Annotated in this window: 17 protein-coding genes and 2 pseudogenes; 14 read left to right on the top strand and 5 right to left on the bottom strand. The window is 41.9% G+C overall.

Translation table 11 applies throughout. From position 1 onward, the window contains the following. Positions 1-47: 47 nt before the first annotated feature. Positions 48-893, bottom strand: a complete 846-nt coding sequence (locus QMD66_04690; GenBank protein ID MDI6822150.1) for a methyltransferase domain-containing protein — start codon at positions 891-893, stop codon at positions 48-50. A 231-nt stretch (positions 894-1124) separates the two neighbouring features. Here QMD66_04690 and QMD66_04685 point away from each other — a divergent pair, with 231 nt between their 5' ends. Genes QMD66_04685 through QMD66_04675 form a run of 3 tightly spaced genes read left to right on the top strand, consistent with a single transcriptional unit; the run spans position 1125 to position 2733 of the window. Next, the gene (locus tag QMD66_04685; GenBank protein MDI6822149.1) at positions 1125-1370 is read left to right on the top strand and encodes a ribbon-helix-helix protein, CopG family; all 246 of its coding nucleotides are present in this window, start codon (positions 1125-1127) and stop codon (positions 1368-1370) included. Further along, a complete protein-coding gene (locus QMD66_04680; protein MDI6822148.1) occupies positions 1367-1783 on the top strand; it encodes a type II toxin-antitoxin system VapC family toxin in 417 nt (138 codons plus the stop codon). The genes QMD66_04685 and QMD66_04680 overlap by 4 nt, the downstream gene beginning before the upstream one ends. Positions 1784-1791: 8 nt before the next feature. Next, a complete protein-coding gene (locus tag QMD66_04675) occupies positions 1792-2733 on the top strand; it encodes an inositol monophosphatase family protein (GenBank protein MDI6822147.1) in 942 nt (313 codons plus the stop codon). 117 nt (positions 2734-2850) lie between these two features. Here QMD66_04675 and QMD66_04670 read toward each other — a convergent pair whose 3' ends face one another. Beyond that, positions 2851-3468: a gamma-glutamyl-gamma-aminobutyrate hydrolase family protein gene (locus tag QMD66_04670; protein MDI6822146.1), complete on the bottom strand. Its 618-nt coding sequence runs from the start codon at positions 3466-3468 to the stop codon at positions 2851-2853. A gap of 14 nt (positions 3469-3482) precedes the next feature. Then, entirely contained in the window at positions 3483-3815 is a 333-nt protein-coding gene (locus QMD66_04665) for a nucleotidyltransferase domain-containing protein (GenBank protein MDI6822145.1), read from the bottom strand. A 374-nt stretch (positions 3816-4189) separates the two neighbouring features. Between QMD66_04665 and QMD66_04660 the strand changes: the two genes are divergently transcribed. Then, entirely contained in the window at positions 4190-4783 is a 594-nt protein-coding gene (locus QMD66_04660; protein MDI6822144.1) for a M23 family metallopeptidase, read from the top strand. Between the two features lie 246 nt (positions 4784-5029). Here the strand turns inward: QMD66_04660 and QMD66_04655 are convergent, their stop codons facing one another. Beyond that, a complete protein-coding gene (locus tag QMD66_04655; GenBank protein MDI6822143.1) occupies positions 5030-6217 on the bottom strand; it encodes a glycerol-3-phosphate acyltransferase in 1188 nt (395 codons plus the stop codon). Positions 6218-6377: 160 nt separating this feature from the next. Between QMD66_04655 and QMD66_04650 the strand changes: the two are divergent. From QMD66_04650 to QMD66_04620, 7 genes and pseudogenes are all read left to right on the top strand, one after another. Then, positions 6378-6542: pseudogene (locus QMD66_04650) on the top strand (helix-turn-helix domain-containing protein). A 42-nt stretch (positions 6543-6584) separates the two neighbouring features. Next, positions 6585-6833 (top strand): annotated as a pseudogene (locus QMD66_04645) (hypothetical protein). 298 nt (positions 6834-7131) lie between these two features. After that, positions 7132-7905, top strand: a complete 774-nt coding sequence (locus tag QMD66_04640; GenBank protein ID MDI6822142.1) for a metallophosphoesterase family protein — start codon at positions 7132-7134, stop codon at positions 7903-7905. Positions 7906-7987: 82 nt separating this feature from the next. After that, a complete protein-coding gene (locus QMD66_04635) occupies positions 7988-8242 on the top strand; it encodes a U32 family peptidase C-terminal domain-containing protein (protein ID MDI6822141.1) in 255 nt (84 codons plus the stop codon). Between the two features lie 149 nt (positions 8243-8391). Then, on the top strand, positions 8392-8856 hold the full coding sequence (locus QMD66_04630) for a CBS domain-containing protein (protein MDI6822140.1): 465 nt from the start codon (positions 8392-8394) through the stop codon (positions 8854-8856). Further along, positions 8846-9292 carry a CBS domain-containing protein gene (locus QMD66_04625; protein ID MDI6822139.1) on the top strand — a complete coding sequence of 149 codons (447 nt, stop codon included), beginning with the start codon at positions 8846-8848 and terminating at the stop codon, positions 9290-9292. The genes QMD66_04630 and QMD66_04625 overlap by 11 nt, the downstream gene beginning before the upstream one ends. A 120-nt stretch (positions 9293-9412) precedes the next feature. Further along, positions 9413-9508 carry an AURKAIP1/COX24 domain-containing protein gene (locus tag QMD66_04620; GenBank protein MDI6822138.1) on the top strand — a complete coding sequence of 32 codons (96 nt, stop codon included), beginning with the start codon at positions 9413-9415 and terminating at the stop codon, positions 9506-9508. A gap of 2 nt (positions 9509-9510) precedes the next feature. On the opposite strand, the gene QMD66_04615 is transcribed toward QMD66_04620, so the two are convergent. Beyond that, on the bottom strand, positions 9511-10026 hold the full coding sequence (locus QMD66_04615; protein MDI6822137.1) for a hypothetical protein: 516 nt from the start codon (positions 10024-10026) through the stop codon (positions 9511-9513). A gap of 182 nt (positions 10027-10208) precedes the next feature. Here QMD66_04615 and QMD66_04610 point away from each other — a divergent pair, with 182 nt between their 5' ends. From QMD66_04610 to QMD66_04600, 3 genes are all read left to right on the top strand, one after another. After that, entirely contained in the window at positions 10209-10847 is a 639-nt protein-coding gene (locus QMD66_04610; GenBank protein ID MDI6822136.1) for a hypothetical protein, read from the top strand. A gap of 8 nt (positions 10848-10855) precedes the next feature. Beyond that, the gene (locus QMD66_04605) at positions 10856-11737 is read left to right on the top strand and encodes an LCP family protein (protein MDI6822135.1); all 882 of its coding nucleotides are present in this window, start codon (positions 10856-10858) and stop codon (positions 11735-11737) included. Between the two features lie 148 nt (positions 11738-11885). After that, a complete protein-coding gene (locus QMD66_04600; protein MDI6822134.1) occupies positions 11886-12659 on the top strand; it encodes a PD-(D/E)XK nuclease family protein in 774 nt (257 codons plus the stop codon). The last annotated feature ends 31 nt before the right edge of the window (positions 12660-12690 follow it).

The raw sequence follows: 12690 nt of genomic DNA, 5'->3' as shown, positions 1-12690 counted from the left end.
ATTCTTAGAAGAAAAAGGTATGAAATCTAACTACCGAGAATTATATCTTAAGACCTCGATGAGCGTTTGGATGGAAATTCCATCGATTCAAAATTAATGGACTGCATCCTCGTTTCTTGAGGAATGATTTCCGCCACTACTATAAACAAATTTTGATCCGCATAAGCGGGTTCTATTTCGATGCCCCCGAAACCATTTTGTTTAAATACTGTTACAAATTCCTCTTCTGGTAGAAAGTGATATTCCTGCTTTCTTCCCTTTTTATCGATTATAAATACATTTATTAGAATTGGGATAAGACCAATGGTGGATAACATTAGTAGTGTTTTTGCTAGAACCCCTGCTTTTCGAGAGAATCCCCAAATATTTCCAATCCTCTTAAAATGATCTTGAATAAGTGGTGCGAATCGAGAATCAGGTTTTGGATTTGTAAGAACCATCTTTCCTTCTGGTTTAAGTACACGAATAAATTCACAAATGGTATTTTGTGGATTCTCTAAAGCATAGAGGACATTTATACAAAGTATGCGATCAAACGTATCATCTGGATAAGGTAACTTTCCATCTAAGTTCACTAAAGCAAAATTAACAAACTTTAAATCCTTGCATTTCTTCCTCGCACGAGACAACATAATAGGTGAGAAGTCTACTGCTTCTATTTCGATAGGAGGAATGTTTCTACTCGAGATGAATCTTTCGAAATTACCTGTTCCACAGCCCGCATCTAAAATTTTGTGTCCTGGCCGGATATCAAGGTTTATATATGCATCAAAAAGGAGTTTGCGATAGGGCATAGCGATATTTATGCCATCATAACATATCCCATATAAATTCCAGAAAAATGTGCTTTTTGCAATATCTCCTTTTACTTGATCTCTTGCTCGCCCCCCCATCTCCCCTCCTTTAAGTAACAAAATCATTATTGCATTACATTCGCTATAAATTGCTAAAATCCTCCTAAACGAGTAATTTTTTAAAGCTGCTGGTAGTGAGTAAATTTTCGCGGCAAAATCTCTTTAGATATCGATTTTTGAATCGTGGGTGGGATTTGATTGTTTGCGAAATTTGATTTAAGCTGATAGTGATGTATAATATCCACATACACATTTTAAGGAGGAATTGAGATGTCTGAGCTCACTAAACGCCTACAAATATTATTATCGCCAGAGCAGTATAGGAAACTTGAATTGTATGCTAAAAAGCGTAAGAAATCAGTGGCTTCTGTTATTCGAGAGGCAATAGAAAAGTTGCTACATGAACGCACCAAGTTAGAGAAGAAAAAAGCGGTCGAACGTATGCTTTCGCGTGAATTACCCATAGATGATTGGGAAAAAATGGAAGAAGAGATAATGAAGGGAGCTATTCTATGAGCATATATTTCATTGACGCAAATATAGTGATGTATGCGGTTGGTAAAGGGCATGAGTACAAGCAATCCTGCTCCGCTATCTTGAGAGATATAGGCGATGAAAAAATCACAGCTGTTACTGATACTGAAGTATTACAGGAGATCTTATATCGATATTTTATGATAGGCAAAGGAAAAGATGGGTTAGAGACGGCAAAGGATTTTTCGGTTGCTGTTTCAGACGTTTTGTCTGTAACCAAAAGGGAAGTAGAAATAACCTTCGAACTCCTAAAAAAATATCCTGACCTACCTCCTCGTGACCATATTCACGTTGCAGTGATGATAAATAACGATATCAGGGAAATCATTAGCACAGATAAGCACTTTGACCAAATTGAAGAGGTTAGTAGGGTGGATCCTAAAGAGTTTGGGTAGTGGCAGGGATGGATATTAAGGATTTAGCGTATGAGTTAACTCAAAGGATTCAGAGGATAGTCAAGCCCCATTTGGGGAAAATTGCATCAAGAGTATCTCTTGGTCAAGCAGTGGGTGGGAATACCACCTTTGCTATCGATGAAATAGCCGAGAGAGAGGTTGAATCCTACTTAAAAGCTCAGGGGAATATCGCTTATTATTCAGAGGACAAGGGGCTCGTTATTTTCGGAGAGCCAGAGTATGTGCTCATCGTGGATCCGGTCGATGGTTCTCGCCCCGCAGCTGCCGGTCTGGAATCCTGCTGCGTCTCAGTGGCAGTTGCTACTTATAAACCCAAACCACTCATGAAGGATGTCTTTTATGGCTGTGTCCAGGAGATCAAAAATGACACTATGTTCACCGCCGAAAGAGGTAAGGGTGTAAGGATTGAGAGAAATGGGGAAGAAATGGAGCCCACTCCAAGCACAAATGTGGACCTCGCCACACTCTTCTGGACCTTTGGATTTCGAGGACGACCCGCCGATCTCCTTATAACGGTGCTTGGGGATTTAGTCAACATCTCTTCGGTTAATGGAGGAGTCTTCGATATAGGCAGTGCTTGCTTCTCCATCACACGTCTTCTCACTGGGCAGATGGATGCCTATGTTGATATCGGAAAGCGGATGATCGAAGAAGTTCCCTGGGTGAAAAGGGAATTTGAAAGGGTGGGGAAGGGGAACATCCTCAATAACAACCCCTATGATATTGCCGCAGCTACTCTGATCGCTCAAGAGGCAGGATGCATCATAACCGATGGATGGGGCAATCCTTTGGATGATCATCCTCTTTTAGGTTCAGGAGTTGAAGCCCAAGTCTCAACCATCGCCGCGAGCAATACCAAGTTGCATGAAAAGCTGGTCACCGAGATCGATAAGGGGATCGAAAGACTCAAGAAATTAAGCCCGAAGTAAAAATAATTGCCCATAATCATTTATTCACGTAGGGTGGGGTTTATCCCCGCCCAAAAGAATGCGGGAGATGAACTCCCGCGCTACTTTCAAGTGGTTTTCTTGCTTAAGAACGCAAGCTCAATTCCTAATCATTGAGCAGAAATTTTCTATAACTTGGATGCCCTCTCTGTGCTCCTCTCCTCGAATGTGGAATCTCTCGGCGTGAAATTGGATGCCATAAAGCGGTCTGGTATCGTGCTTTACCGCCTCAACCTCACAGGATGGTGAATCCGCCAGCAATCTTAAGTTCGCCTTGGGAAGACTATCCTTCTTTACATAGTCGTGGTGCCATTCCGCCAAGGGAATGCTCTGCCCAGCTTTAAATCCCTTAAAGAGATCATTCCTCCCGATAATTCGAACGAATTCAAACTTATCTACAACTCTCTCTAGTGCTCCCACCTCAGCTCCCAATGCCAAACACATAAGCTGGTGACCAAAGCATATACCCAAGAGGGGTATTTCAATGCGCCTTATCAAGTTAGCCACATGATTAAACTTCGCCACATGCTGAGTTTCAACGATCCTTGCCTCCGAACCGCTAAGGATTACCGCTCCTATATTTCCTTTAAGCTTATATTCCACATCTATCTCTCCATAGGACCAGATCTCATAATCGCAGAATATTCCAACCACTTGGGCGAGTTCCCTGACTTCCCTCGAATTGAGATAATTGTTGATGATCAAGGCTTTTGACATGAGTGCAAAACTCTCTAACTTACCTCGATTCCCTCCTTTAAGGCTTCGTCTAAGATAATTGAACTATCTTTTAAGCTTTCAAGCTCCTCAGGAGTGTAGCAGATATAATCGATGTGTTTTGGAAAGGGGATTTTCCTTAAAACCATCGGCATTCTCTTTAAAAATTTCACGTCCTTGAAGGTGCTTGAAACCAAGATGACGTCAAGATCGCTTTCTTTCCTCGCTTTTCCCTTCGCCCTTGAGCCAAAAATAATGACCTTTTGAGGAGAAAATTCTTTTCTTATTAGCGGCAGAGCTTTATGAACAAATCTATTAGCCCAAGGGTCAGTTAAAATTGTTTTAGCCATCTTCCTTCTCCTCCAACATCTTATACCTTGGCTTTAGAAGATGGAATACTTTTTTAGCCACAGACACTTTCTCCTCAGCGGTTGTCTTATCATATTATTCAAAGGGCACCACTTCTGCAACATCGGGATAGCGAGTGAAGATCATGTTTGACTTGCTTAACCCATTTATAAGCTGCTTTCTTCATAGTTTAGCTATTACCTTAATAAACAAAAATATTTTTTAACCAAAAGTTTGACGTCATTCTATCATAATGCAGTTTTATTCGTCTAATTTCTCTTCTGGAAATTTTAAAATTTGGAAGGAGTTCATAAGACTAAAGCGAAGGAACAATTTGATTAGATTTCAAGAATGGAGCCCTTAGGAATTTACGACGATGACCACTCGCACCATAGCTATATTAAAGAATAGATTTTTTGATCGGATTTTAACGGCTGCAATTGTTCTGGTCATTTTGGCTAATTTACTCGTAGCTCTGCTTTTTGTATCGGTGGTAGCTTTCCCCGAGTTTATACAAATCCGAGTACCCATTCGCAAAAGTGTATATAAGATTGAATATTGCTTCCCAGTGGCTGGTAACTGCAGTTACTCTAATGACTGGCATGCCCCGAGATATATCCCTTACTATCACTTACATGAAGGTACGGATATCTTCGCTCCAAGAGGAACCCCTGTTTATGCCTGTGTTGAAGGCAAGGTGGAGAAGATTGGCACCGAGCCCATCAGCGGCAACTTTATCGGAATCCGGGGAAGAGACAAAAGATATTACTACTATGCACACTTGGAAACTTGGGTCATTGGCATCGAAGAAGGAAATAAAGTTAGGTTAGGACAAATCATCGGGTATGTCGGAAACACGGGTAATGCGAGGGGGACACCTCCCCATCTCCATTTTGGAATCAAAGAAGATGACGTTTGGATAAACCCATATCCCATTTTGAAGAAAATGAAAACATACGATGAATTATAGTGGTCATAATTTCAGAATTTGCTGTTTAAGGCACGATCCAAAGATGGGTGGACTGCCCATACGGGCCTACTCCCTCGGTTCTCAGAGTGCGACCCGTACGGGGCCGCAGCTCTTCCCGTACGGGCTTAACGGTCGGCTGCACAGTGCCTCCTTAGCCCACCCACTTTAGAAAAATATGCAGTGATTTATGACTCATGTACAATGAATCACACCCGGAGTTAATCTCCAGCTGAGATAACTCGCGGTTCAAAATATCTTCGTGACCAGCATAGAAGCAGCACTAATTAAGGGAACGCTGAAATTATCATTGGGAAGGGGCAGTACTTCAGCAACGGCTGCAGCAAGGCTTCCAAGTGCGATCACCCAAAAGAGAAGATTCACATAAGGCAGGAGTAAATAACCAGCGAGCAAAGATGCCAGAAAATATCCCAACAGTCCCTCAACATTCTTCCCATCAAAAATCCGGTGTTTTCCATATAAAATCCCAAAGATTTTAGCGAAAATATCACCAAAGATCAAAAAGACCAAAGCTGCAAAGGCGATGTTCCTTTCAAAGAGGAGAAAAGTAAGAAAAGCTCCAATTAAAAAGAGCGTCATCGAGGAGAACTGGACCCTTTCCTTCTCCTTAAAGGCGAAAAAGAGATTTTTGAATAAAAATAGGTTGATCCTCTTGATCCCCAATCTCAAAATATCCACAGTTAAGAAGACTATTACGAGACCACCCACGAGTGTGAGTCCAAACGTCTTCCCAAAAAGATCGTAAAAGAGTAGGAAAAGCGGAGCCCCGGGACGCAATAATATTCGCCAGATTTTTATGTCCTCGAATTTCTTCTTTACCTCTAAAATTCGGTCGTATTTAACGATGGTATTGACCCAAAAAATGTAAGAAATGAGCAAAATGGCGAATACGGAGAATGGGTTCAGCGGAGCTTCCGAGAGAATAATTAAAACCAACAGAGGCAGGGCTGAAAGCCCTATCATTTCTCCCTTGGCACCCATACACACCAGGGCGAGGACCATGAGCCCCAAAATTATGAGGGGATATGGGGAGAGGGAAATATACTCAACCAAAATAAACAGGTACATGAATAGGAGCCCAACGGAGGTGGATAGCCCCCATCCTCCCTTATTAAAGTTGAGGTAGAAAGGGAAGAGATGTCCTAAGATGGCGCAAAAACCCGCTAAATTAGCAAAGAGGAAATTTGCCCCTAACCCATAGGCTAGTAGTATTGAAAGAATTCCTTTTGATAAATCGAAAAGAGCCACTACAACTGCGGGCCAAACGCCGAGAATGTAATAGGTATTGGAGACGCCAGCATCTTTAAGATGGACTTTTCTTATGTCAATTCCCGCCAAAATTTTTCCCAGAAAATAAGAGGGGGAGATCGAGCCAATGAGGTATCCTAGAACGAGGCAGAGAAAATTTATCATCATCGAATTCCTTTAAACCAGTGTAGAAAGTCCTTTTGGCCTAAATGTAAAAAGTATTATTAACAAGTTAGGTTAACACTTTGCCCTTTGACAAACGCAGGACATGTTGACGCTTTCGGTTAAAATTAGATTATTCAAACCTAAAACCGAAAGGAGGTCAATCATGTCCCACGATGATTTAATTATCCATCATCGTGTGCAGCTTTTCAAATATGCCAAGAGGCATAATGTCAAAGCTGCCTGCCAAATCTTTGGAATCTCAAGGACCAGGTACTATGAGCTTCTCAAGGACTTCAAAAAGTATGGAAGACTAGGTCTTGCTCCTAAGAAGAGACCAAAACCCAAGATGCCCAACCAGATCAAGAAAAATGACTTCTATCAACTAGCATTTCGCAAGAAGATCTACACAAGCCTAGAAGAATTACAAAAGGATCTCGATGAGTTCTTACACCATTACAACTTCAAACGCACTCATCAGGGATGGAAGCTCAATGGGAAGACACCAGCTGAGAAGTTCCTAAATGGTAAAAGATGCCCGGCTCTTGAAAGTCCAAAGATTAAGTTTTCAAAGAACAATGAAAACCGAAAGTGTCAGAAGTGTCAGAAAGTGTCAACTTGACTTGTTAATAGTCCATGTAAAATCCAATAAAATATTTTACCGAATTTCTGTAAAATATCCATTGCGAGAGCAAACTTATGAAAAAATAAAAGGAAATTTGGATGTAGATGTGAAATATGCTTGAGGGAAAGGATGAGTTAAGGGTATATAATCAACAAGCGAAGAACTGAGCAATTACGGGCAGCTGAAATTGCTGGAATTGCACCCTTCAAGAGGGAATAGCAAGAGGTTATGGAGCGCTTATAGAAGTGAAATATGGCGAAGATTATAGGAAAATAGAGAATATTTAGAGGTAAAAATGCGTTATGGGATTATCGCCGATATCCATGGAAATCTGGCTGCTTTCAAAGAAGTAATAAAGCATCTTAGGGGCGTTGACCAGATTTGGTGCCTGGGAGACGTGGTGGGTTATGGACCCGATCCCAATGAGTGTATTGAATTGCTTGCTTCATTTTCCCATCTTTGCATTGCTGGAAATCACGATCTGGGGGCAATTGGGAAGATAGATTTGGATGATTTTAGCCTTGATGCTCGAATAGCCTGTGAGTGGACGGGTAGGGAACTCACTCTGCAATCACTGAATTATCTTCAAAATTTACCTCTTGAGCTTAATCCCATCGATGATGTTACCCTAGTACATGGGAGTCCCAGGAATCCAATCTGGGAGTATATCATCTCCACCTGGGATGCTGAAGCAAATTTTCACCATTTCACATCCAAGGTAGCCTTTGTTGGACATACCCATATACCCATAGTTTTTCAGAAATTCCCTAAAGATACCCGCCTACCAGCAGGTCCGCCTACCGGACGGGCAGGTCAGGTCTGCCAAGCCATAGGCTTAGAAGAGAGGAAAGTATTTACCCTGCGAGAGGGTTTTAGATACATCATCAATGTGGGAAGCGTGGGACAGCCCCGCGATGGCAACCCAAAGGCGAGTTTCATCATCTTCGACTCCGAGAAATTTTCCTTTGAATATCATCGGGTATCTTACCCTATAGAAGAAACTCAGGAAAAAATGGAGAGCAATAAGTTGCCTGCTTTTCTCATATATAGACTCACCCATGGAATTTAATGAATGAAAAATTCAAAGGAGGAAATGACCATTCTTTGGTGAAAAACAAAAAAATTTGGGTATTTTGAAAGGAGGATGTTAAATGGAAGAAAAAGAGATTGGCAGGGTGACTCATTATTTCACAAGGCTTGGTGTGGCGGTGGTGGAGATAACCAATACTTTAAGCGTTGGTGATACCATCCACATAAAGGGACACACCACCGATCTCACACAAAAAGTGGAGTCCATGGAGATAGAACACGAGAGGATTCAAACGGCAAAGGCGGGGCAGGCTATAGGTCTTAAAGTCGATGAGCATGTGAGAGAGCATGATATAGTTTATAAAGTTCTTCCTTAATACTTTGGTTTTGTGACCTTTTAAATTAAATTCTTCCCAAATTTTTTCCGATCCTAATTCTTTTTTCATTTCACAGAAATGGTATAATTAAATTGTGAAAAAAAGAACAAGCTCTAAAAGCAACGATCAAATAATGGGAGGCGATAGGAATGAAGGCAAAGGACATCATGAGCAGAGATGTAATAGTCGTAAAAAAGGAGGCTACCATTGAAGAGATTGTAACTCTTTTGCTCGATTATAAAATCAGTGGAGTCCCCGTTGTGGATGATAAATGTAAGATCATTGGAGTTGTTACAGAAGAGGACCTTCTATATAAAAAGAAATTACCAATATCTGTAACTTTAATCTACCAACATGGTCGATACGTCAATCATAAAAAATTAGTTGAGGAAATCCAGAAAATGACCGGAACCAAGGCTCAGGATATCATGAGCACGAACGTCATCTGTGTTAGTGAAGATACCCCCGCCAGAGAAATTGCATCCTTGATGATCACAAAGGGGGTAAAAAGGGTATTTGTGACCCGCAACGGAAGAGTTGTGGGCATCGTCAGTAAATCCGATATATTAAAGGGTATAATTATCCAGGGAAGGGAAGCCATCCATGCTGGCTAAAGATATTATGACCAGAAAGGTGATCACCATAAAGAGAGAGACATCGGTAAAGGAGATAATCGATATCCTGCTCAAAAATCGAATCACCGGTGTCCCAGTGGTTGATGATGAAAATAAGATCGTGGGTATAGTCTCTGAAAGTGATCTCATCTATAAAGAGACCTCAATGCCAATCTCGGATTACTGGGCAAATCGGAAAAAATTTAAGGACGAATATTGGAAAATAAAGGGGACCAAAGCGAAGGAGATCATGACAACCGATGTGATATGTGTAGGTGGAGATACACCCGTGGAAGAGATCGCCACTTTAATGATAGAAAAACGCATTAAAAGATTGCCCGTTGTAAGAGGCAAGGAATTGGTGGGCATTATAAGTAGAGCTGACGTATTAAAGACCATCCTCTCAGAGCCTTCACGCTCGACTCCTCGTTGGTAAGATAAAGCAGCCATTGATTGGAGAGAAATTCGGTCATTGGGGTTTTCCTCGAAAAGTGGTAAAATATTAGGTTAATTGAGATAAAAATTAACCTTATTTTATTTACAGGAGAAGGAGAAAATGGGTTCTGTAGTTAAAAAGAGGCGCAAGAAAATAAGAAAGCATAAATATAAGAAGATGTTAAAGAAGACAAGATGGCAAAGGCGCCACAAATGATTTTAAAATAACCAGATTTTCCAATTAATTTGTTTTATGGCCCTCTTCACCTCCTCCTCGCTTAATGGACCAGGGATAATATAGATCATGAAGTTCTCACGGCTCCAAAAGTACTGAGCTTTCCCAGCGGGTAGTGTCAGATAAATTTCCTGACCATTTAATTTAAATTTCCGTAATTTTTCAAAGCCTCTCCCAAATTGAATCATTGCCCTTGCCATTCGCGTGGTTTCTCTCTCAGCAATGTTTGGATTTGGATACTCAGTGATCCAGATGCTCAAATCCCTCTCATAATATCCAATGGCTATATCCAAGACATCCTTGATCTCCCCTCTATGGGATGCTCTTGCCATCATCAGAGCTCGATGGCCCGAAATGGTCTTCATCAGATTGAGATTTTCTATCTCCTTGGGTAGATAATCCTCCAATGTCTCGGGGCGAATAATGTAATAAGCAATGGCAGCTATTGAAATGAATAGAAGCAGGAATACGGTGGTTAAGATGATTAATTTTCTCCTCATCTTTATCCTCCAAAATTGAGAGTGAACTCCAACTCAATATTTTTAATGCGGGAGTTCATTTCCCACAAGGATTAGGCGGGCACAAGACCCGCCTCTACTTTAAGGCATTTCTCATTGAAATTAAAGATTTTGGAAGGAAAAATGGAGAGGAAAAAGAATCATGCTTATTGGGTGTTTACTTTATGCATCGAATATCTAAGATTCTGCCTTTCCTGTTCCTATGCTTGATAATCCTCATGGTGGTGTCACACACCTCCTGTGTTCCTAAACGCGGGGAAAAAATCAAGGAACACCGAAAGCGCTTCATGACCCCAAAATTTAAAATAGGGGAAATCGAAACCGTGATTGCCGATGAAATTGCCACCTCAAAAGCTCAGGAGTTAGCACATCTTCGAGAGGTAGAAAGCCAGAAGATTATCGATTTCATCGAGGGCTATTACAAAGTTGGATTTTTTAGTCCTTCCCAGTGGGAGGGAGGAAGATTCACCAAATTGGGAAACTTTTTTGCCCCCCAGGTCCAAGAGACCGTAAAAACCAAAGATTTCAAAGCCCTCTGTCTCGCAGATTTGGCAAACAAGGTAAATTTCATTGAAAATGCGAGCGCTGAAGTATCGAGACTTTGGATTAACTTCGACAATAATCTCAAGCCAGCCCTGGCTGTGGCTGAAGTTGGAGTTAATGCAGTTTATGTCCTTAAAAGTGGAGACAAGGTTGTGCTTGAAAATGCGGCTACATTTCTCTTGGAACCGAGTGCCACGGGCGATTGGCAAATCTTCGATTATAAGGTGGATCAAAAATTGAAATCTCAAAAGACAAAGTAGGGATGGCCATGCCTTGCTGGAATCGCAAGATTCTCTGCTTGCTTCTCCTCTTTTTCCTCGTTTTATCGGGGCTGTGTTGCGAGCGGATCAAAACTGCGAGGAAAAAACCGACCATTAAGATTCAACGCCGGATTGAGGTTTCTCTAGACTCATATTCCAAAGAGTCCGTGCGTATCTTGCTTCTGGGAAGCGATTCTCGCACTGAAAGTATAGTTGGACGTAGCGATGCTATAATTCTGGTTCAAATCAATCCCTCAACTCAATCGGCTACTCTCGTATCCTTTCCCAGAGATTCCAGAGTTTATATTCCCGGGAGGGGCTATGGGAAGATTAATTCAGCCATGGCCTTTGGTAAACCCGAGCTTACGGTCCGCGCCGTCGAAAACTACAGTGGATTACAGATTCATTATTACATGGTCACCACCTTTAATGGTTTCATGAGAATGATCCAAAGTTTAGGGGGTGTTCAAATTACCTTGGACAAACCCTTATATGACAGATGGGCAGGGGCAAATCTTCCTGCCGGTCCTCAAAAACTCGATCCCGGTCAAGCCCTGGCCTACTGCCGAGCGAGACATATCCCCGGTGGTGACCTAGGGCGAGCAGCTCATCAGCAGCATCTGCTGGTAGCAATCTTTGAACAAGAAGGGCACAAGAATTCCCCCTTTGACCTGTTAAATTGGTTGCCCATAGTCACCAGCAATTGTGAAACTAATTTATCGAATAAGGAGATGTTCCAGCTCGCAAGATTGGTGGTCTCAGTAAAAAGGGAAAACATCGAGACCATCGTCCTTCCAGGGCGCATCGGCTCTGTGGGACGAGCAAGCTATGTTTTCCTAGACCAGGGTGTTGCTGGTCGGGTTTTCCAAAAGCTTAAGAGCGGTCAATAGTCGCCTGGACGGCTATATGGCTCGTCTGAGGTGCCTGCAGAGGTGATGGTCTAAGAGTATCCTGGAAGGCGCATCTTAAGAGAACCGTTAAGCCCCGACTCGTCTGGGAACAGCAGCAGCAACGGCCCCGACCGAACTAGGAGTATTTATGAAGATAAGCTATTTCAAATTGGCAACTTTTCAGCAATGTCCCCTCAAATACCGCTTTCTCTACGTGGATTGTTTGGGAAAGCAGTATAGAAAACCTCGTCCCCCCATGAGTATGGGGGAAAGTATTCACCGTGCCCTTCGCGATTTTTTCAGGATTTCAAATCCAGAGGACAGAAGCCTTGAAAAGCTTCATTATTTATTGCGCAAGAATTGGATTAGAGAGGGCTTCGGCAATCGAGATGAGGAAAGGATTTGGGGAAAGAAGGCTTTGAAAATTTTGGAACGGTTTTATCGCTCCAACGATTGTCGAGTCCAGCCCCTATTTACAGAACTTAATTTCGAAGTCAAGATAGAGGATCTAATCTTCGTGGGAGTTGTAGATCGAATTGATAGGCTGGATAATGGAATCTTCCAGGTAATCGAGTATAAGACCGGCGCTAAGTCTATGACCTCGGAGGAAGCCGATGGAGATCTCCAACTGACCTTTTATAATTTAGCCATTAGAGAAAAATATCACTTTGAACCAATTAAACTGACCATCTATTTTCTCCAGTCGAACAAGCAAATCGATACCTTCAGGACGGATGAGCAACTTCAAGAGGGTCTAAGAGAGATTGCAAATATCGTGGGGAAAATCAAGGGTACTCGGGAGTTTGAGCCTCAAAGGAATCACTTTTGTCCCTGGTGCGATTTCTTGGAGATATGTCCCATCAGAGGTGAAATACGGATACCCGTAAAGGAAACGGCGTATCCCGAAGATATTCCATTTTAAATTCCCTTTGGTCATGGGACATGAGTTATGA

The organism is Actinomycetota bacterium (genome assembly GCA_030018275.1).
Taxonomy (GTDB): Bacteria; Actinomycetota; Aquicultoria; order Subteraquimicrobiales; family Subteraquimicrobiaceae; genus Subteraquimicrobium.
The sequence above is the reverse complement of the archived record's forward strand: the minus strand, read 5'-3'. Positions and strand labels throughout refer to the sequence as shown.